18 protein-coding genes and 1 riboswitch are annotated in these 17,356 nt (G+C 68.5%); of the genes, 3 read left to right on the top strand and 15 right to left on the bottom strand.

Annotation, left to right across the window (positions count from 1 at the left end; genetic code table 11):
• Positions 1 to 38: 38 nt before the first annotated feature.
• The 3 genes from ACWPN8_RS08245 to ACWPN8_RS08235 form a co-directional block, all read right to left on the bottom strand.
• On the bottom strand, positions 39 to 425 hold the full coding sequence (locus ACWPN8_RS08245; RefSeq protein WP_109096292.1) for a DUF6285 domain-containing protein: 387 nt from the start codon (positions 423 to 425) through the stop codon (positions 39 to 41).
• Positions 425 to 1,516, bottom strand: a complete 1,092-nt coding sequence (locus ACWPN8_RS08240) for a phosphotransferase family protein (protein WP_492240476.1) — start codon at positions 1,514 to 1,516, stop codon at positions 425 to 427. Before ACWPN8_RS08240 ends, ACWPN8_RS08245 begins: the two co-directional genes overlap by 1 nt.
• Before the next feature lie 202 nt (positions 1,517 to 1,718).
• A complete protein-coding gene (locus tag ACWPN8_RS08235; RefSeq protein ID WP_109096290.1) occupies positions 1,719 to 4,364 on the bottom strand; it encodes a glycosyltransferase in 2,646 nt (881 codons plus the stop codon).
• Between the two features lie 188 nt (positions 4,365 to 4,552).
• Here ACWPN8_RS08235 and ACWPN8_RS08230 point away from each other — a divergent pair, with 188 nt between their 5' ends.
• A complete protein-coding gene (locus ACWPN8_RS08230) occupies positions 4,553 to 4,768 on the top strand; it encodes a hypothetical protein (RefSeq protein ID WP_492240475.1) in 216 nt (71 codons plus the stop codon).
• Between the two features lie 56 nt (positions 4,769 to 4,824).
• Here the strand turns inward: ACWPN8_RS08230 and gcvPB are convergent, their stop codons facing one another.
• The 5 genes from gcvPB to ACWPN8_RS08205 form a co-directional block, all read right to left on the bottom strand.
• Positions 4,825 to 6,396: an aminomethyl-transferring glycine dehydrogenase subunit GcvPB gene (gene gcvPB / locus ACWPN8_RS08225; protein WP_492240474.1), complete on the bottom strand. Its 1,572-nt coding sequence runs from the start codon at positions 6,394 to 6,396 to the stop codon at positions 4,825 to 4,827.
• Positions 6,393 to 7,736: an aminomethyl-transferring glycine dehydrogenase subunit GcvPA gene (gene gcvPA, locus ACWPN8_RS08220; protein ID WP_492240473.1), complete on the bottom strand. Its 1,344-nt coding sequence runs from the start codon at positions 7,734 to 7,736 to the stop codon at positions 6,393 to 6,395. The genes gcvPB and gcvPA overlap by 4 nt, the downstream gene beginning before the upstream one ends.
• Position 7,737: 1 nt before the next feature.
• Positions 7,738 to 8,112 carry a glycine cleavage system protein GcvH gene (gene gcvH / locus ACWPN8_RS08215; RefSeq protein WP_492240472.1) on the bottom strand — a complete coding sequence of 125 codons (375 nt, stop codon included), beginning with the start codon at positions 8,110 to 8,112 and terminating at the stop codon, positions 7,738 to 7,740.
• Positions 8,113 to 8,164: 52 nt separating this feature from the next.
• The gene (gcvT, locus tag ACWPN8_RS08210; protein WP_492240471.1) at positions 8,165 to 9,277 is read right to left on the bottom strand and encodes a glycine cleavage system aminomethyltransferase GcvT; all 1,113 of its coding nucleotides are present in this window, start codon (positions 9,275 to 9,277) and stop codon (positions 8,165 to 8,167) included.
• Positions 9,278 to 9,446: 169 nt separating this feature from the next.
• Positions 9,447 to 9,562: riboswitch (glycine riboswitch) on the bottom strand.
• A 150-nt stretch (positions 9,563 to 9,712) separates the two neighbouring features.
• Positions 9,713 to 10,234, bottom strand: a complete 522-nt coding sequence (locus ACWPN8_RS08205; protein ID WP_247872814.1) for a hypothetical protein — start codon at positions 10,232 to 10,234, stop codon at positions 9,713 to 9,715.
• A 235-nt stretch (positions 10,235 to 10,469) separates the two neighbouring features.
• On the opposite strand from ACWPN8_RS08205, the gene ispH reads away from it, so the two are divergent.
• Positions 10,470 to 11,447 carry a 4-hydroxy-3-methylbut-2-enyl diphosphate reductase gene (gene ispH, locus ACWPN8_RS08200; RefSeq protein WP_174469829.1) on the top strand — a complete coding sequence of 326 codons (978 nt, stop codon included), beginning with the start codon at positions 10,470 to 10,472 and terminating at the stop codon, positions 11,445 to 11,447.
• Between the two features lie 20 nt (positions 11,448 to 11,467).
• On the opposite strand, the gene ACWPN8_RS08195 is transcribed toward ispH, so the two are convergent.
• From ACWPN8_RS08195 to ACWPN8_RS08180, 4 genes are read right to left on the bottom strand one after another with little or no spacing between them, the layout of a single operon-like run.
• Complete coding sequence (locus tag ACWPN8_RS08195; protein WP_492240470.1) at positions 11,468 to 12,913, bottom strand: cobyric acid synthase; 1,446 nt, start codon at positions 12,911 to 12,913, stop codon at positions 11,468 to 11,470.
• Positions 12,914 to 12,950: 37 nt separating this feature from the next.
• Positions 12,951 to 13,565 (bottom strand): cob(I)yrinic acid a,c-diamide adenosyltransferase, encoded by a 615-nt coding sequence (cobO, locus tag ACWPN8_RS08190; protein ID WP_492240469.1) that lies wholly within the window; start codon positions 13,563 to 13,565, stop codon positions 12,951 to 12,953.
• Positions 13,562 to 14,086, bottom strand: coding sequence for a bifunctional adenosylcobinamide kinase/adenosylcobinamide-phosphate guanylyltransferase (gene cobU, locus ACWPN8_RS08185; RefSeq protein WP_492240468.1), 525 nt, complete (start codon positions 14,084 to 14,086; stop codon positions 13,562 to 13,564). The genes cobO and cobU overlap by 4 nt, the downstream gene beginning before the upstream one ends.
• Positions 14,083 to 14,544 (bottom strand): cupin domain-containing protein, encoded by a 462-nt coding sequence (locus ACWPN8_RS08180; protein WP_492240467.1) that lies wholly within the window; start codon positions 14,542 to 14,544, stop codon positions 14,083 to 14,085. Before ACWPN8_RS08180 ends, cobU begins: the two co-directional genes overlap by 4 nt.
• Before the next feature lie 245 nt (positions 14,545 to 14,789).
• Here ACWPN8_RS08180 and ACWPN8_RS08175 point away from each other — a divergent pair, with 245 nt between their 5' ends.
• Positions 14,790 to 15,566 (top strand): alpha/beta hydrolase, encoded by a 777-nt coding sequence (locus tag ACWPN8_RS08175; protein WP_492240466.1) that lies wholly within the window; start codon positions 14,790 to 14,792, stop codon positions 15,564 to 15,566.
• A 16-nt stretch (positions 15,567 to 15,582) separates the two neighbouring features.
• On the opposite strand, the gene ACWPN8_RS08170 is transcribed toward ACWPN8_RS08175, so the two are convergent.
• The 3 genes from ACWPN8_RS08170 to ACWPN8_RS08160 form a co-directional block, all read right to left on the bottom strand.
• Complete coding sequence (locus ACWPN8_RS08170) at positions 15,583 to 15,813, bottom strand: FmdB family zinc ribbon protein (RefSeq protein WP_492240465.1); 231 nt, start codon at positions 15,811 to 15,813, stop codon at positions 15,583 to 15,585.
• Positions 15,814 to 15,904: 91 nt separating this feature from the next.
• Positions 15,905 to 16,123, bottom strand: a complete 219-nt coding sequence (locus tag ACWPN8_RS08165) for a heavy-metal-associated domain-containing protein (protein WP_492240464.1) — start codon at positions 16,121 to 16,123, stop codon at positions 15,905 to 15,907.
• A 25-nt stretch (positions 16,124 to 16,148) separates the two neighbouring features.
• On the bottom strand, positions 16,149 to 17,297 hold the full coding sequence (locus ACWPN8_RS08160) for a divergent polysaccharide deacetylase family protein (RefSeq protein ID WP_492240463.1): 1,149 nt from the start codon (positions 17,295 to 17,297) through the stop codon (positions 16,149 to 16,151).
• Positions 17,298 to 17,356 lie beyond the last annotated feature (59 nt).

The following is a 17,356-nucleotide window of genomic DNA, read 5'->3' as shown; positions in this document are numbered from 1 at the left end:
GGAAGCGGGGCGCCGGGAGCGTCCCGCCCTCGGTACCTTTACCCCAGCGCCTTCGGGTTCGAGATGCCCAGCCGCGCTTCGACGATGGCCTCCAGCGCGTCCATCAGCACGTCCTGCCCCTCCTGGTCGAAATCGCCGGCGGCGATCTCGATGCACAGGCGGTGCTGCAAGGCCTCCACCCGCTTGCGCAGGTCGTCGCCGGACAGCGCGTCGTCGGCATCCTCGCCATAGAGCAGGGCGAGCGCGCCCAGCATCGAATGGCCGGCAGCGTCCAGCCCCTTCAACTCGCGCTCGGCGATCTCCAGCGCGTTGGCGACCATCAGCGCGGCGAACCGGGCCTCCGGCGCCACATGGGGAAGCACGTCGGCACGGAAGGTTGAGGCGGCGATCTCCATCAGGCCGCGGGCATCGGGATTGGCGCGCATCAGGCCACCTTCTCCACGGCACCCGCCGCCATGCCGCCGAGAGCGCTGATGGCACGCAGATGGCGCAGCATGTCCATCTCGATTTCCGGCAGCATCCGTCCGGTCAACGCCAGTTCCAGCGAGCGCTCGGCACCCGAGCTGTGGCGCAGCCCCTGTTCCACCGCGATCGCCGCCCAGCGCAGATAGGCCGCCGTTTCCCAGTAGGCGACGCGCGCCGGATCGACGCGGCGGCCTGAGGTTTCCTCATAGCCGGCATAGAAGTCGGCCCGGTCGGCGATGCCGCCCGCCTCGCGGTCGGGCCGGCGGAACCGCCAGGAGCGGGCGCAGAACCAGCCGAGATCCTCCATCGGGTCGCTGAATCCGGCGAACTCCCAATCCAGGATCGCGGTCAGCGCGCCGTCCTTGACCAGATAATTGCCGGTGCGGAAGTCGCGGTGGCACAGCACCACCGCACCCGGCTGCGGCGCGTTGACCTCCAGCCAGCGCAGCCCCCAGGCAATCACCGGATCGCGCCGTCCCAGATCGCCGAACCAGCGGCGGTACTGCGCCAGCGTCTCCTGCGCCGGGCAGTCGGGCGCCTCGCCCAGCCGCTCCAGCCCCTCGGTATCAGGCCTGATCCGGTGCAGCAGGCCAAGCTGCCGCCCAAGTTCGCGCGCCAGTTCCGGCTGCGCCGTATCCGACCGCGTCACCGCATGGCCGGCACCGAGCCCTTCGGCCCGCCGCATGATGTAGAAGTCATGGCCCAGCACCGCCGGATCGTCGCAGCCGAACAGCGGCTCCGGCGCTATCACTCCGGCCGCGAAGGCGGCGCGCAGCACCACGAACTCCCGCAGCTTGCCGATGCTGGCCGAGATACGCCCGCCACCTTCGGCCCGCAGCACGCAGGCATGGCGCCCGGCCAGCGGCCCGCCGACAATATCCAGAGTCACTGCCAGATTCAGGGAGATCGCCCCGCCGCCGAGCCGTCCATCCTCCGTCACCGTGACGCGGGATGCGCCGGCCTGCGCGGCCAGCCATTGCTCCAGTCGAACCCGGTTGTCGCCGGACAACAGCGAAGGCGGGGACTGGTCGGACGCTTTCACGACGTGCATGACATTCTCCCTCCGAAGGTGGCTGGGCGCGTTGGTTCGCGCGTCTTTATCGGTTTGAGCCGCCGATGGTAGGCACGAAGCGCTGTTGCAGACAAGTTTCACCTTGGTGGGAAAAGCGATTCCACCCCCAAAAAAGTCGGCCCCTCCCCCACCGGTCAGGCGGGGAAGGGGCCGTTTTTGCATGAGGGAAGGAGGAGAGGCCTTACGCGGCGACCGGGTGGCTCGTGCCCTGCTCCTGGCCGGCCGTGTTGCCCTGCTGGACCGCCGGAACCGGGGCCGGCTTGGCTTCGCGGACCGGAAGCATGTCACCGATGCCGAAGGCGACGGCCATCAGGTTCGGCACCGCCATGGCCGCGAGCAGCACCGACCACAGTTCCAGCGACAGGGTGCCCAGCGGGTTGACCAGGGCGGCGGTGGCGGCCGAGGCGACCAGAGCGGCCGAGAGCCAGGCTTCCGGCTTGGCGCAGAAGCGGCCGGCGGTGCGCTTGCCACCCTTGGCGGTCACCCGGAAGGCGTCCTGTTTGCGGAACAGGCCGCGGACAACGGCCAGGGCGACGGTGGTGGACAGCGCCATGCCGACGGCGCAGGCACCCAGGCTTTCCTTCCAGCTGTTGCCCGAGGCATAGCGCGAGGCCAGCAGGCTGGAACCGGCGCGCAGGACCAGCGCACCCAGCACGGCGGCGGTGGCGGCCACCGGCGGCAGGTGCAGCGGCAGAACCAGCGAGGCGAAGGTCCAGACCACGGCGGCGGCGGCGGCGAACAGGCCGACGGCATCGGACCACCAGCGGATCCAGTTGGTGACGTAGCCCAGCTTCTGCCGCGCGCTCAGCTCGGCCGCACCCGGCAGGAACTTCTTCCAGTGGGCGCGAACGATCTGGGTCGAGCCGAACACCCAGCGGTCACGCTGCTTGCGGAACTGCATGAAGTTGTCCGGGGCCAGACCGGCGCCGAGCCGCTCGTCGGTGTAGGCGGCGCGGTAGCCGGCCGACAGGATGCGCAGGCCCAGTTCGGTGTCCTCGCAGATGCCGGCTTCCGACCAGCCGCCGACCTGATCCATCGCCGAGCGGCGCAGCATGATCATCGTGCCATGGCAGATGAAGGCTTGGCTCGACACGCCTTCCTGCATGCCGACGTCGAAGAAGGGACGGTACTCGGCGGTCATCGCCGACTTCAGCACCGTCTCGTGGCCGTCGCGGTGTTCCTGCGGAGCCTGGACGATCCCGACCGACGGATCGGCGAAGGTCGGAGCCAGCTTCGACAGCCAGTCGGGCGACACGGTGTAGTCGGCGTCCAGCACGGCGACGATCTCGGCCGACGGATCGGTGTGGCGCAGCGCGGCGTTCAGGGCGCCGGCCTTGAAGCCGGAGATCTTCTTGTACCAGTGGAACTTGAACTTCGGCCCCAGCGCTTGGCACATCTCCTCCACCGGGCGGACAAGATGCTCCTCCTCGGTGTTGTTGATCAGGACGACGACCTCATAGTTCGGGTAGTCGAGCCGCGACAGCGAGGCCAGCGTAGCGTTCAGCACGTCCGGCTGCTCGCGGCAGGCGGCGACGTGGATCGAGACCATCGGCTTGTGCTCGGTGCTCGGCACCGCGTGCGGCAGCAGGGCCGGGGCGCGGCCGGTCAGCAACCGGCGGGCGACGTCCACCAGATCGGCGAAGGCGACGCTCATCATCAGGGTGCCGAGCGCGAAGGCCGAGCCCCAGGTGGTGACCGCACCGAAGGTCAGATATTCCGAGAAGGCGCCGGCGACGGCGGAGCCGATGGCGAAGCCGATGATGTTGGCGCCCAGCGAGGCGGCCAGTGCAAAGCCGGCATTGGTCCGGCGGCGGAACACGGCGAAGGCCGACAGGGCGAGGCCGACGGCGATGGCGACGCCCGCGGCGACCCGCTCGCCATAGGGGGCGGCGACGGCACCGGTCATCGACCATTTCGGCTGGCGGTCGGCATCCAGCACGCCCCAGGTCGGGCCGGGCGAGCCTTCGATGGTCGACTTCCAGATTCCGTCGAAGGCCTCGACGACGTTGTAATGCAGGCCGAGCGCGTTGGCTTCCGCCGCGAAGCCGCGGACGACGGCGGCCTGGGCCTCCGGCGTCGGGTAGGCGTCATGGAAGTTCTCGCCGCCCGACGGCCAGCCGACCTCGCCGACGAACAGCGCCTTGCCCGGATGGGCCTTGCGCACGGTGTCGAGCCGGTCGCGGATCCAGGTCAGCGCATCGGACACCGGCACGCCTTCCCAGTAGGGCAGGACGTGGACGCCCATGAAGTCGGACGCCTTCACCGTGGCGTCGGCCTTGACCATCTCCGACCACACGTCGGCGGTGCCGACCTTGATGTTGGCCGGGACGGCGGCGCGCACGCGCTTGATGTAGGAGGCCAGTTCGGCATCGGTCAGTTCGGCGCGCAGCAGCGTCTCGTTGCCGACGACGATGCGCTTGATGCCGCGGAATTCCTTGGCGAGCGCGATGCCGTGCAGCACCTCCCGCTCGTTCCGGGACTTGTCCTTGCTCAGCCAGATGCCGAGCGTGACGTCCAGCCCCTTGGACACCGCGATCTCCGGCACCTCGCCCTGCGAGCCGAGAGTCGAGTAGGTACGGACGCCGTCGGCGAAGCCGGCGATGGCGGTCATGTCCTTCTCAATGTCCTTGCGCGGCACCACCGGCTGGTGGTTCGGGTCATAGCTGCGGCCCGACGGCGAATAGGACACCGATTCGATACGTCCCGGCTCCGCCTCCACAGGCGTCGGCGCATTGCGCCAGGACCAGAAGGACGCGTGGCCCGCAGTCACGGCCAGCATGGCGGCGGCGATGGCTGCGCGCCGGATCGAGTTCTTCGGGTTGCTCATGGGGAGTTCGCGTGCCCTGTTGCTGGGTGGCCGCTCGCCACCGGACAGCCACACAAACGGGTGGACCGACTTCCCTATTCCGTCACTTCCAAAAATTTTTTGTGCAGTGCGGAGAGCGGAACCCCGGCAGGCGGCTCCTGTTGGACAACGACAGTTTTCTCAATGCTCAAGCCAAAGGAGAACGCCCCATGGCCACCCGCCACGAAGACAGCCCCGAACACAAGAAGGCCCACGATCTGGCCGAGCAGGCGCTGGACAAGGCCGCCGACGGCGATGCCCGCAAGGCGCGCGACCTGATCGAGGAAGCCAAGAGCATCGATCCGAAAATCGGCGAGGAAATGGCCCGCGAGGCCGCCGAGGATCAGAAGAAGGCCGACAAGTTCGTCGACAAGTCCGACAGGTAAGCGTCAGGAAGACGCTCCCCCTTCCTATGCAGGAAGGGGGAGCGTCGTTTCCACCCTTACTCCGCCGCCAGAGCCTCCGCCGGCACCGGCGGGGTCCAGCGCAGCACCGGCTTGCGGGCCGCAGCGGTTTCGTCCAGACGACGGCGCGGAGTCAGACGCGGCGCGGCCTGGAAATAGGCGACATCGCCAGACTTCGCCCGCTCGGCCAGCGCACGCAGCGCATCGACGAACTGATCCAGGCTGGCCTTGCTTTCCGTCTCGGTCGGCTCGATCAGCAGGGCACCGTGGACGACCAGCGGGAAATACATGGTCATCGGGTGGAAGCCCTCGTCGATCAGCGCCTTCGCCATGTCGAGCGTGGTGACCCCCGTCCCCTTCAGGAAGCGGTCGTCGAACAGGCACTCGTGCATGCACGGCCCCTCGAAGGAGGCCGTCATGACGTCCTCCAGCCGCGCCATGACGTAGTTGGCGTTCAGCACCGCATCGCCCGACGCCTGCCACAGCCCGTCGGCACCATGGCTCAGCATGTAGGACAGGGCGCGGACGAACATGCCCATCTGGCCGTGGAAGGCTTTCATGCGGCCGAAGGCGGGGCCTTCGCCGGCGTTCTCGACCAGCGCGAAGCCGTCCTTGCCGTGGGTGACGTAGGGCACCGGGATGTAGGGCGCCAGCGACTCCGCGAACACCACCGGCCCCGACCCCGGACCGCCGCCGCCATGCGGGGTGGAGAAGGTCTTGTGCAGGTTGATGTGCATGACGTCGATGCCGAGGTCAGCCGGACGCACCCGCCCGACGATGGCATTGAAGTTGGCGCCGTCGCAGTAGAAATAGCCGCCGGCCGCATGCACCGCCTCGGCGATCTCGATGATATCGCGCTCGAACAGGCCGCAGGTGTTCGGGTTGGTCAGCATCAGCCCGGCCACGTCGGGACCGAGCTTGGCCTTCAGCGCCTCCAGATCGACGCGGCCGTCGGCGGTCGCCGGGATGGCATCGACGCTGTAGCCGCAGGCGGCGGCGGTCGCCGGGTTGGTGCCGTGGGCGCTTTCCGGCACCAGGATCTTGGTGCGACCGCTGTCGCCCTTCGCCTCATGGGCGGAGCGGATCGCCATGATGCCGCACATTTCGCCATGGGCACCGGCGGCGGGCGCCAGCGTCACGGCGGCCATGCCGGTCAGCGTCTTCAGCCAATAGGCCAGCTGGTCCATCAGTTCCAGGGCACCCTGCACGGTGCTGACCGGCTGCATCGGGTGCACGTCGGAGAAGCCCGGCAGCCGCGCCATCTTCTCGTTCAGGCGCGGGTTGTGCTTCATCGTGCAGGAGCCCAGCGGATAGAATCCGCTGTCGATGGCGTAGTTCTTCTGCGACAGGCGGGTGTAGTGGCGGACCACCTGCGGCTCGGCGAGGCCGGGCAGCCCCACCTTGGCGCGCGGCTTCACCGCACCCAGGCGCGAGGCCACCTTCGGCAATTCGGGCAGATCGACGCCGGTGCGGCCTGCGCTGTCCTGCTCGAAGATCAGCGGCTCTTCGATCTGGAGGCCGCGGTTGCCGGTGACGGTGCCGGTCACGCCGTCGAACGAGGCGGCACCGGCCGGAATGGCCGACGGACGGCCCTGGTTGTTCATGCTCATGCCAGAACCTCACTCAGAGCGGCAGCGAAGGCGTCCATGTCGGCGTCGGTGTTGGTCTCGGTGACGGCGACCAGCAGCAGGTCTTCCATCTCGCCCGGATAAAGGCGCGACACCGGCACGCCGCCGAGGATGCGGCGCTTGGCGAGTTCCTCGACCACCGCGGCGGCCGGCTTCGGCAGCTTGACGGTGAATTCGTTGAAGAAGCCGTCGTTCAGCACCTCGACACCCGGAACCGCCGCCAGCTTGTCGGCCATCTGGACCGCCTTGGCGTGATTCAGCTGGGCCAGCTGCGTGATCCCCGCTTCGCCCAGCAGGCTGACATGGATCGAGAAGGCCAGCGCGCACAGACCGGAGTTGGTGCAGATGTTCGAGGTCGCCTTCTCGCGGCGGATGTGCTGCTCGCGGGTAGAGAGCGTCAGCACGAAGCCGCGGCGGCCGTCGGCATCCACCGTCTCGCCGCACAGGCGGCCCGGCATCTGGCGGACATATTTGTCCTTCACCGCGAACAGCCCGACATAGGGGCCGCCGAAGTTCAGCGCGTTGCCGAAGGACTGTCCTTCCGCCGCGACGATGTCGGCGCCCATGTCGCCCGGCGGCGTCAGCAGGCCGAGCGACAGCGCTTCGGTCACCACGACGATCAGCAGCGCGCCCTTGGCCTGGCAGGCGGCGGCCAGATCGGTGTAGTCGCGGACATGGCCGAACACGTCCGGGTTCTGCACGACGACGCAGGATGTCTTGTCGTCGACCAGCGCCAGCAGATCCTCGCCGCCGGTCGGGGCGGCCGGCAATGCCACCGCCTCGAAGCCGATGAAGCGGGCGTCGGTGGTGGTCACGTCGCGGTAATGCGGGTGCAGGCCGCCGGATAGGATCGCCTTCTTCCGCCGGGTGACGCGGTTGGCCATCATGACGGCCTCGGCGCAGGAGGTGGCGCCGTCATACATCGAGGCGTTGGCCACATCCATCCCGGTCAGCAGCGCGACCTGGGTCTGGAACTCGAACAGGACCTGAAGCGTGCCCTGGCTCACCTCCGGCTGGTACGGCGTGTAGGCGGTCAGGAACTCGCCGCGCTGGACCAGATGGTCGACGGTGGCCGGAACATGATGACGGTAGGCGCCGGCGCCGAGGAAGCTCGGCACCGACCCCGCCGGCACATTCTTGGCCGCCATGGAGCCGAGCAGCCGTTCGACCTCAAGCTCGCCCATATGGTTGGGCAAGCCCCCGATCGGGCCGGCCAGACGGGCCGCCTTTGGAACGTCGCGGAACAGGTCTTCGACCGATGTTGCGCGGATGGCCTCCAGCATCGACTGCCGGTCGGCCTCGGTCAGGGGCAGATAGCGCATGTTAGTGGGATTCCTCCACGAAGGCCTTGTAGGCCGCTTCGTCCATCAGACCATCCAGTTCGGAGGCGTCCTTGAGCTGAAGCTTGAAGAACCAACCATCGGTTTCGGCGGCGCTGTTGACCATCGACGGGTCGTCCACCAGGGCCTGGTTGGCCTCCACGACGGTGCCGGACACCGGGGCGTAGACGTCGCTGGCGGCCTTCACCGATTCGACGACGGCGGCTTCCTTGCCCTTCTCCAGCACGCGGCCGGCCTCGGGCAGCTCGACGAACACCACGTCTCCCAGCTGGCTCTGGGCGAAATCGGTGACGCCGACGGTGGCGACATCGCCATCGACCTGAACCCACTCGTGGTCCTTGGTGAATTTCTTGGTCATCTGAAGATTTCCCTGTTCGAAACGGTTGCTTGTGGTTGGAAACGCCGAGGCATTAGCCCCGGTAATAGCGTTGCGGCACGAAGGGCGTGGCGGCGACGCGGGCGGGCAGCGGCTTGCCGCGCACGATCAGAGTCAGAGGCGTGCCCACCGCGGAGTTCGCGATGTCGACATAGCCCATGGCGACCGGCGCGCCGGCGGTCGGGCCGAAGCCGCCGCTGGTGATCTCGCCGATGACGGTACCCTTGGCATCCTGGATTTCGGTGTGCTCGCGGGCCGGCTGTCGGCCTTCCGGCTGGATGCCGACGCGGCGGCGCGCGGCGCCCTCAGTCAACTGCCGGTGGATGATGTCGTAGCCGGGGAAACCGCCCTCGGCGCGGCGGCGCTTCGGCAGCGTCCATTCCAGCGCACCGTCGACCGGCGTCGTGGTGGTGTCAATGTCGTGGCCGTAGAGGCAGAGCCCGGCCTCCAGCCGCAGCGAGTCGCGGGCGCCCAGACCGATGGCCTCGACCTCCGATTCGCCCAGCAGCGCACGGGCGATCATCTCCGCGTCCGCCTTGTCGCAGGAGATCTCGTAGCCGTCCTCGCCGGTGTAGCCGGAGCGGGTCAGGATCACCGGCACGCCCTTGAAGGTGGCGGACAGGTAGCTCATGAACTTCATGGTGGCGGCTTCCGGGACGAAGCGGGCCATCACCTCGGCCGCCATCGGACCCTGGAGCGCCATCAGCGCCAGATCGTCCAGCAGCTCCACCTCGGCCTTGCCGGCCAGCTTCTCGCGCAGGTGGGCGACGTCCTGCTCCTTGCAGGCGGCATTCACAACCAGGAAAAGGTGATCGCCGGCATTGGTCACCATCAAATCGTCGAGGATGCCGCCCTGCTCGTTCAGGAACAGCGTGTAGCGCATGCGGCCCTGCGCCAGCCCCTTGATGTCCCCGGGAACCAGCGTTTCCAATGCGGCGGCCGGATCGGCGCCGGTCAGGCGGACCTGCCCCATGTGGGACACGTCGAACAGCCCGGCCTTCTCGCGGGTGTGCTGGTGTTCCTTGAGGATGCCCAGGGGATACTGCACCGGCATGTCATAGCCGGCGAAGGGGACCATGCGGGCGCCAAGCTCGACATGGAGCGCGTGCAGCGGGGTGGTCTTGAGAGCGGTTGCGGCCTCGGTCACGCTGGTCCTCCGACAGGGTTACGGCACCCGCACCGGGATCGGTGCAGGAAGCTGCCCCCTCTGTCTTGGACCTGAGAGATTCACCGCCGTCCGGTCGAGCCGGGCACCCGGTTTACTCCTTCGGTGAGTCGCGGCGACTGGGCGCCGAGGCTGCTTTCCAGAGTTGCCTTATCCCCTTGCGGTCCTTTTGCCTGAGAGTTTCCGGGGGCGGTTGCTCCTTCGGCGCCGCCTGCGGACCTGCCGATTTACGACAAACTCACAAGCGATCTCTCCCGCGAGGGATCATCGGCGTGATGGCGGCACACTGTCGCGAATGGACAGGTTTGTCAATTGGAGGGATTGGGCTCCACGCCCGCCCTGCCCCGACCGTCATCCCCTCTGAGACGGGAATGACAGTCGGAAAGAGAAGGTTCCGGCACCGATGAGCAGAAGCGCTTACTTCTTCACCTGCGTCCGGTTGAAGTTCAGCTGCTCGGGCGTCAGCTGGAAGCCGAGATAGATCTTCCAGTCCTTGGCGTTGGCGTCCTTGGGCAGCGGGATCTTCGGCGTCAGTTCCTCGCGGGTGCCGGCGCGCGGCTGGCCGGGGACGAAGGTCACGTCGGTGTCGAAATAGGCCTTCGACACCAGCGTGTCGTCCGGCTGGGCCACGGCGACGAAATACTGGTACTTGGCCGTGGTGCCCTGGAGCGCCGGACCGCGTTCCGCCACCAGATAGACGTTCACGTTCACGGTGACGCCGCTGCTGGTGTAGTCGCAGCTGCCGGTGAAATCGGTCAGGGCGGCGCGCGACTCCAGATCGGTCAGATCCTTGCCGCCGGGACGGAACACCGTCACTTCCTGCAGGTCGCGGACGATGTTGACCTTCGGGCAGGCCAGCGCCGCTTCCGACGGGTTCGTCGGCCCCAACCCCATGCCGGAGCAGCCGGAAAGCACCAGAACGGCCCCGGCCGCGAGCAACGCAGGGCGGCCCATCCCAAAGAGGGACGCCAGCGGGCTTTTCCGGGCGGGGGTTCCTATATTACGGTCGCGGCGGTCCATCGGTTCGGCCTGATCGGTTAACGGGCTGTTGGATCGCGACTTTAGTGTCCCAGCTTGACCGGCACAAGACCGCGCGGCGGTTCTATCCCTTGTGACCGTTCAGCACAGGATTACCTAAGGGCGACCCAATCCACGCAAGGGCGGTACAGCGCATATGACCACGACCAATTCCCCAACCCGCCAGCCCCTGACCATCCTGCTGGCGGCACCGCGCGGTTTCTGCGCCGGGGTGGACCGGGCGATCCAGATCGTCGAGACGGCGCTGGAGCGCTTCGGGGCGCCGGTCTATGTGCGGCACGAGATCGTCCACAACCGCTTCGTGGTCGAAAGCCTGGAGGCCAAGGGCGCCGTCTTCGTCGATGAGCTGACCGAGGTGCCGGACGGCCGCCCGGTGGTCTTCTCCGCCCATGGCGTGCCGAAATCGGTGCCGCAGGCGGCGGAGGCGCGCGGGCTGTTCTATCTCGACGCCACCTGCCCGCTGGTCAGCAAGGTCCACCGCGAGGCCGAGCGCCATCACGAGGACGGCAAGCAGATCGTCCTGATCGGCCATGCCGGCCATCCCGAGGTCATCGGAACCATGGGCCAGCTGCCCGCGGGCGCTGTGGTGCTGGTGGAGACGGTGGCCGACGTCGCGACGCTGGAGGTGAGCGACCCGGAAAACCTCGCCTACGCCACCCAGACCACCCTGTCGGTCGACGAGACCACGGAGATCCTGGCCGCGCTCCAGGCCCGTTTCCCCGCCATCGCCGGGCCGAAGAAGGAGGACATCTGCTACGCCACCACCAACCGTCAGGCGGCGGTGAAGGCCATCGCGCCGAAGGTGGAGGCGCTGCTGGTCCTGGGCGCGCCGAACTCCTCCAACTCCAAGCGTCTGGTCGAGGTGGCGAAGACCCATGGCTGCCCGGCCGCCCAGCTGGTCCAGCGCGCCGCCGACATCGACTGGAGCGCGCTGGCCGGCGTCGCCCGCCTCGGCATCACCGCCGGCGCGTCCGCCCCGGAAGTGCTGGTGGAGGAGGTCATCGAGGCTGCCCGCAGCCGCTTCGACGTGACGGTGGAAGAACTGCGCACCGCGACCGAGAACATCGTCTTCAAGCTGCCGCGCGCGTTATCGGTGGAGCAGGAGGCGGTTTGAGGGGGCGTCGCCCCCTTCCCTCACCCCTGCGCAACTGTCAGCAGCCCGTCCACATCCAGCACGCTCTCCAGCCGGTCGGCAACCGCGTCCAGCGCCCGCTCGACCGCCACACCATAGCCGAGATCCGACCCGGCGCTTCCCAGCCGGCGCAGATAGGCCGAGCGGAAGCCGTCGGCGGTGAACAGGCCGTGCAGGTAGCAGCCCGCCACCCGCCCGTCCGCCGACTCCGCCCCATCGGTTCCGCCGCCGGCAAGCTCCAGCATCGGCCGCGCCCGGTCGGCCCCCTCGGTGCGGCCCATATGCATCTCGTAGCCCGCCACCGCGGCACCGGTGCGCCGCTCCGTGCCGCGGGCCTCCTCCAGCACCTTGGGACCTTTCAGCACCGTCTCGACATCCAGCAGCCCGAGCCCGGCGGCCTCGCCGGGCGGGCCTTCGATGCCGTCGGGATCGGCAATGCGCCGGCCCAGCATCTGGTAGCCGCCGCAGATGCCCAGCACCCGGCCGCCGCGCCGCCAATGGGCCATCAGGTCGATGTCCCAGCCCTGCGCCCGCAGGAAGGCAAGGTCGGCGACGGTCGCCTTGGTACCGGGCAGGATCACCAGATCGCAATCGCCGGGCAGCGGCTGACCCGGACGCACCATGGTCAGGGCGACGCCCGGCTCCTGCGCCAGCGGATCGAAATCGTCGAAGTTGGCGATGCGCGACAGCATCGGCACGGCGATCCGCAGCGCCCCATTGCCGGCCTCCCGCGGCCGGTCGAGCGCCACCGCGTCCTCGGCCGGCAGGGTCGCCGCTTCCTTCAGCCAGGGCACCACGCCGAATCCGCGCCAGCCGGTGTGGCTCTCGATGATCCGCAGCCCTTCATCGAACAGGCGAACATCGCCGCGGAACTTGTTGATCAGAAAGCCCTTGATGCGCTCCTGTTCAGATTTCGGTAGAAGTGCGTGGGTGCCCACCAGACTGGCGATCACGCCGCCACGGTCGATGTCTCCGACCAGCAGGACCGGCACGTCGGCGGCGGTGGCGAAGCCCATGTTGGCGATGTCGCCGGCCCGCAGATTGACCTCCGCCGGGCTGCCGGCCCCCTCGACCACCACGATGTCGGCCTCGCCCCGCAGCCGCTCGAAACTGTCCAGAACGGTGCCGAGCAGTTCGCGCTTGCGGGCCTGATAGTCGGCGGCGCGCGCGGTGCCGACCACCACGCCGCGCACCACCACCTGACTGCCGATGTCCGACTGCGGCTTCAGCAGCACCGGGTTCATGTGGACGCTGGGCGCCACGCCGCAGGCCCGCGCCTGGAGCGCCTGGGCACGGCCGATCTCGCCGCCGTCCGCCGTGACCGCGGCGTTGTTGGACATGTTCTGCGGCTTGAACGGCCGGACGCTCAGCCCGCGCCGCACCAGCGCCCGGCACAGCCCGGCCACCAGCAGCGACTTGCCGACGTCGGAACCGGTGCCCTGCAGCATGATCGCCCTAGATCGTATCGGCTGTGACGGCATGGCGTCAGAACTCGATGCCGGCCTGGGCCTTCACCCCGGCCTCGAACGGATGCTTGACCAGCGTCATCTCGGTGACGAGGTCGGCGGCGGCGATCAGTTCTGGCTTGGCGTTGCGGCCGGTGATGCAGACATGCAGGTCCGGCCGGCGGGCGGCCAGCGTCGCCAGCACCTCGTCCAACGGCAGATAATCCATGCGCAGCACGATGTTCAGCTCGTCCAGCACGATCAGGCGATAGCGCGGGTCGGCCATCAGCTCCTTCGCCTTGGTCCAGGCGGCTTCGGCGGCGGCGATGTCGCGGGCGCGGTCCTGGGTGTCCCAGGTGAAGCCCTCGCCCATCGTGTGGAAATCGACCAGATCCTCGAAGCGCTCCAGCGCCACCGTCTCGCCGGTGGACCAGGCGCCCTTGACGAACTGCACCATGCCGACGCGCAAGCCATGGCCGACGGCGCGCATCATCAGGCCGAACGCGGCTGTCGATTTGCCCTTGCCCTTGCCGGTGTGGACCATCAGCAGGCCCTTCTCCACCGTCTTGGAGGCGAGCGCCCGCTCCTGCAACGCTTTGCGCCGCTTCATCTTCTCGGCGTGGCGGCGGTTCAGCTCGTCTGTATCGGCAGTCATGCAGGAGTCCCTTTCACGAACATCGGCAGACCGGCGACGGTCAGCACGACGCGCGGCGCCACGGCCGCGATGGATTGGTGCAGGCGGCCGGCATGGTCGCGAAAGCGGCGCGCCAGCGCGTTGTCGGGCACGATGCCGAGCCCGACCTCATTGGAAACGAGCACGACCCGGCCGGGAAGCGTCGGCAGCAGTTCCACCAGCGCCGCGGTCTCCGCCGCGATGTCGGCCTCAGCCATCATCAGGTTGGTCAGCCACAGGGTCAGGCAATCGACGAGGACGCCGGTGCCCTCGGCGGCCTGCCGGCGCAAGCTTCCGGTCAGGTCGCGCGGCTCTTCCACCGTCCTCCAGTCCGGGCCGCGGTCGTCGCGGTGCTGCGCCACCCGCTCGGCCATCTCGGCGTCCCACACCTGCGAGGTGGCGATGTAAATGCGCGGCCCGCCCAGCGCCGTCACCAGCCCCTCGGCATAACGGCTCTTGCCCGAGCGGGCGCCGCCCAGCACCAGGGTGACGTCGGCACTCATTCCCAGACGGTCCCGTCCCGGTGGTGGTAGGCGCCGTCGCGCCAGACCATGTCCTCGTCGGAATAATCGATCTCGTCGCCGCCGCTGCGGTCGCCGACCTCCAGATAGCTGGCGGGCCGGTCGCTGCGGTTGATCAGCCGGTGCCCGTCGGCGACGCCATGCGGAAATCCTGCGCACATGCCCGCGGTCAGCAGCGTCTCGCCCGCATCGGTCACCAGCGTCAGGTCGCCGTCCACCACATAGACGAACTCGTCCTGCCGGCTGTGCCAGTGGCGCAGGGCGGAGGAGGCGCCGGGCGCCAGCGTGGTCAGGTTGACGCCGAAATTGATCAGCCCCAGCGGATCGCCCAGCACCACCCGGTGCCGCCCGGCGACCTGCGGCCGGAAGGGCTGCGGATAGTCGGTGGTGCCGGTTTCGGCGGTCAGCGTCGCGGGGTCGAGGACCGGTGGGTTCGGCACGGGCGCTCTCCGGCTCTGTGTTGTGGGTCCGGACTGTCGCAAACCGGACCGGCGGCGTCAAACGCTGCCAAGTCCCCTTACAAAGCAGGCCTTTACAAAGCAGGGTTGCCGGTGCCGCCGCTGGACAGGCGCCGTTTCGCCCACCATGCTTATTGCGGTGCAAAACAACAACCTGCGATCCGATGTCCCGCCTGGAAATCATCAGCCGCCGTCCCTCCGGAACTGCCCCCTCCGGAACTGCCAAGTTGCCGCCGCTCCTGTTCGTCCATGGCGCCTTCAGCGGCGCCTGGATCTGGGACGCCAAGTTCCTGCCCTGGTTCGCCGAACGGGGATGGGAGGCGCATGCCGTCTCGCTCCGCGGCCACGGCAACAGCGAAGGACGCGACCGGCTGCATGAGTTCGGCATCGCCGACTATGTCGACGACGTGCTGGAGGCGGCGGGCCGCCTGTCCGCTCCCCCGGTGCTGATCGGCCATTCGATGGGCGGCATGGTGGTGCAGCGCGCGCTGGCGAAGCGCCGCTTTCCGACCGGCGTGCTGATGGCGTCGGCACCGCCCTACGGCCTGCTGACCTCCACCATGGGGCTGGCCTGGCGTTCGCCCTACGTGTTCCAGCAGATGTCGATGCTGATGGCCTTCGGCGAGACCGCAATCAACCCCGAGGCCATCCGCCGGGCCATGTTCTCCGACAAGATGCCGCACGCCGAAGCGGCCAAGTACGAGAGCTATCTTCAGGAGGAATCGCGCCGCGTCCTGCTCGACATCGGCGGCTGGATCCCCTTCCCAATCCTGCCGCCGCGCGACATGCCGGTGCTGGTGATGGGGGCCGAGGAGGATCTGCTGTTCCCGCCCGCCGAGATCGTCGCCACCGCCATAGCGCTGGGCACCCAGCCGGTGTTCATGCCGGGCATGGGCCATGCGATGATGCTGGAACAGGACTGGCAGGCGGCGGCCGAGCGTCTGGAGACGTGGATCGCAGCGACCGTGACGGCCGAAACCGCCCCGTCCGGCTCGGCCGTCTGACCCTGCCCGCCCCTGTCTAAACCTTCGGCCGTTCCGACCGGGAATAGTTGCTGAAATGCCCCTCCCTGGAAGCCTGCCGGCGGGCGGACTGGAGGATGGCACCGGACTTGCCCTCCGGCGCCACGTTCGACAGCTGGCGGGTCAGATCTGCACCGCCGCAGGACGGGCAGGCAGGCATCTCACCGGAGCGGACCAGGGTCTCGAACCCCTGGCCGCAGGACTGGCAACGGTAGGAATAGAGCGGCATCGCACCCTCGCGGAACGGATCGCATCGGTCCGAGCATGCCGCAATACCCACAACAAGAAAACGGTTTTGTTGCGCCGCAACAGCAGCACGATCAGGCCGCCGCTCCGCCGAAATCGAATCCCGCAGCCTCGACCGCCTGCTGCACCAGTTCGGCCGGGATGCTGCCGGCGACCACGACTGTGCCGGTTGCGAGATCGACGGTCACCGCGGCATTCGGGGCCGCCTTGGTGATCGCGTTGGAAACGGAGCGGGCGCAGCCGCCACAGGTCATCCCATCCACCTTGTACGCATCGGTCATCGTTACAGGCATCGCCACGGGCTTCCTTTGGGTCGGGTCAACCTCCGGCATGGTGCGTCCGCACCACCGCGCTGACCGGGACAAGAACGAAGCCACGCTTTTGCACATCCGGCAACCAGGACGCCAGAGCCTCGATTGTCGCATCATGCGGGTGGCCGATGGCGACGGCGTAGCCCTGACGCTTCGCAACCTGTTCGGTCTTGGTCAGCTGGGCCTTCACCGCCGCCACGGTTTCGACATTGTCGAGGAACACGTCGCGCCCGATCCAGGGCATCTTCAGTTCCTGCGCCAGCCCGATTCCGGCGCTGTTGGGCGTCGTCCGGCTGTCCAGCCACAGCAGCCCGCGCCGGTGCAGTTCCGTCAGCACCGGCGCCAGAGCCGCGCGGTCGGCGGTAAATCGGCTGCCCATATGGTTGTTCACCCCGACATAGCCATCGAAGCTGTCCAAAGCCGCGCGGAACCGCTTCACGATCTCGCCCTTGTCCAGCGAGACCAGCAGCGCGTTCGGACCGGGATCGGCCTTCACGCTGGGCTCCATCGGCATGTGCAGCATCAGCTCATGCCCGTTGGCGCGGGCCGCCTTCGACTGGGCCGACAGGTCGCGGGCATAGGGCAGCCAGGACAGCGTCAGCGGGCCGTGAAGCCCGGCCATCCGGGACGAGCGCTTGCGGTCCAGCCCCATGTCGTCGATGACGATGGCGATGATCGGCCGGCCCTGCGGAACCTCGGCCGGCAGCGCATTCCTGCGCCACAATGCCGCATTGCCCGAAGGCGCCTGCACCGGCGGCTGGGCCGGGGGAACCGGCGGTGGCAGCATCGCCACGGTGGTGGCGGGCGGACGCGCTTCCGCCTGGGCCGGCTTTTCCGGCACCGCATGCTCCGGGCCGTCCGCCGCATGCTGTGCGGGCGCCGGGGCCTCCGCCTTCGCCGCCGGCAGCGAGGGGGGAGCCGGCGGCACGGCAGCCTGCTGGGGTGGGGCCTGCTGGGCCGGACTCTGCTGAACGGAGGCCTGCTGGACACGCTCGCCGCCGGACCGTCCGCCGGTCAGCGTCGCCACGCCGATCGCCACAGCGAACACCGCGGCGACTGCCGCCAGAGCCAGGACGAAGGGATTCGACAGAAAGGGGGGAAGCGGAACCTTGCGGGCTTTCGAAGGCGCCTTGCGGGCCATGGTGACGATGTCCATCCTGCGACCGGGGCGGCGCACAGTGGCACCCTGCCGCCGCGACCGCAATTGCTCAAACG

It is taken from the genome of Azospirillum sp. UENF 112521 (assembly GCF_058780665.1).
The sequence above is the reverse complement of the archived record's forward strand: the minus strand, read 5'-3'. Positions and strand labels throughout refer to the sequence as shown.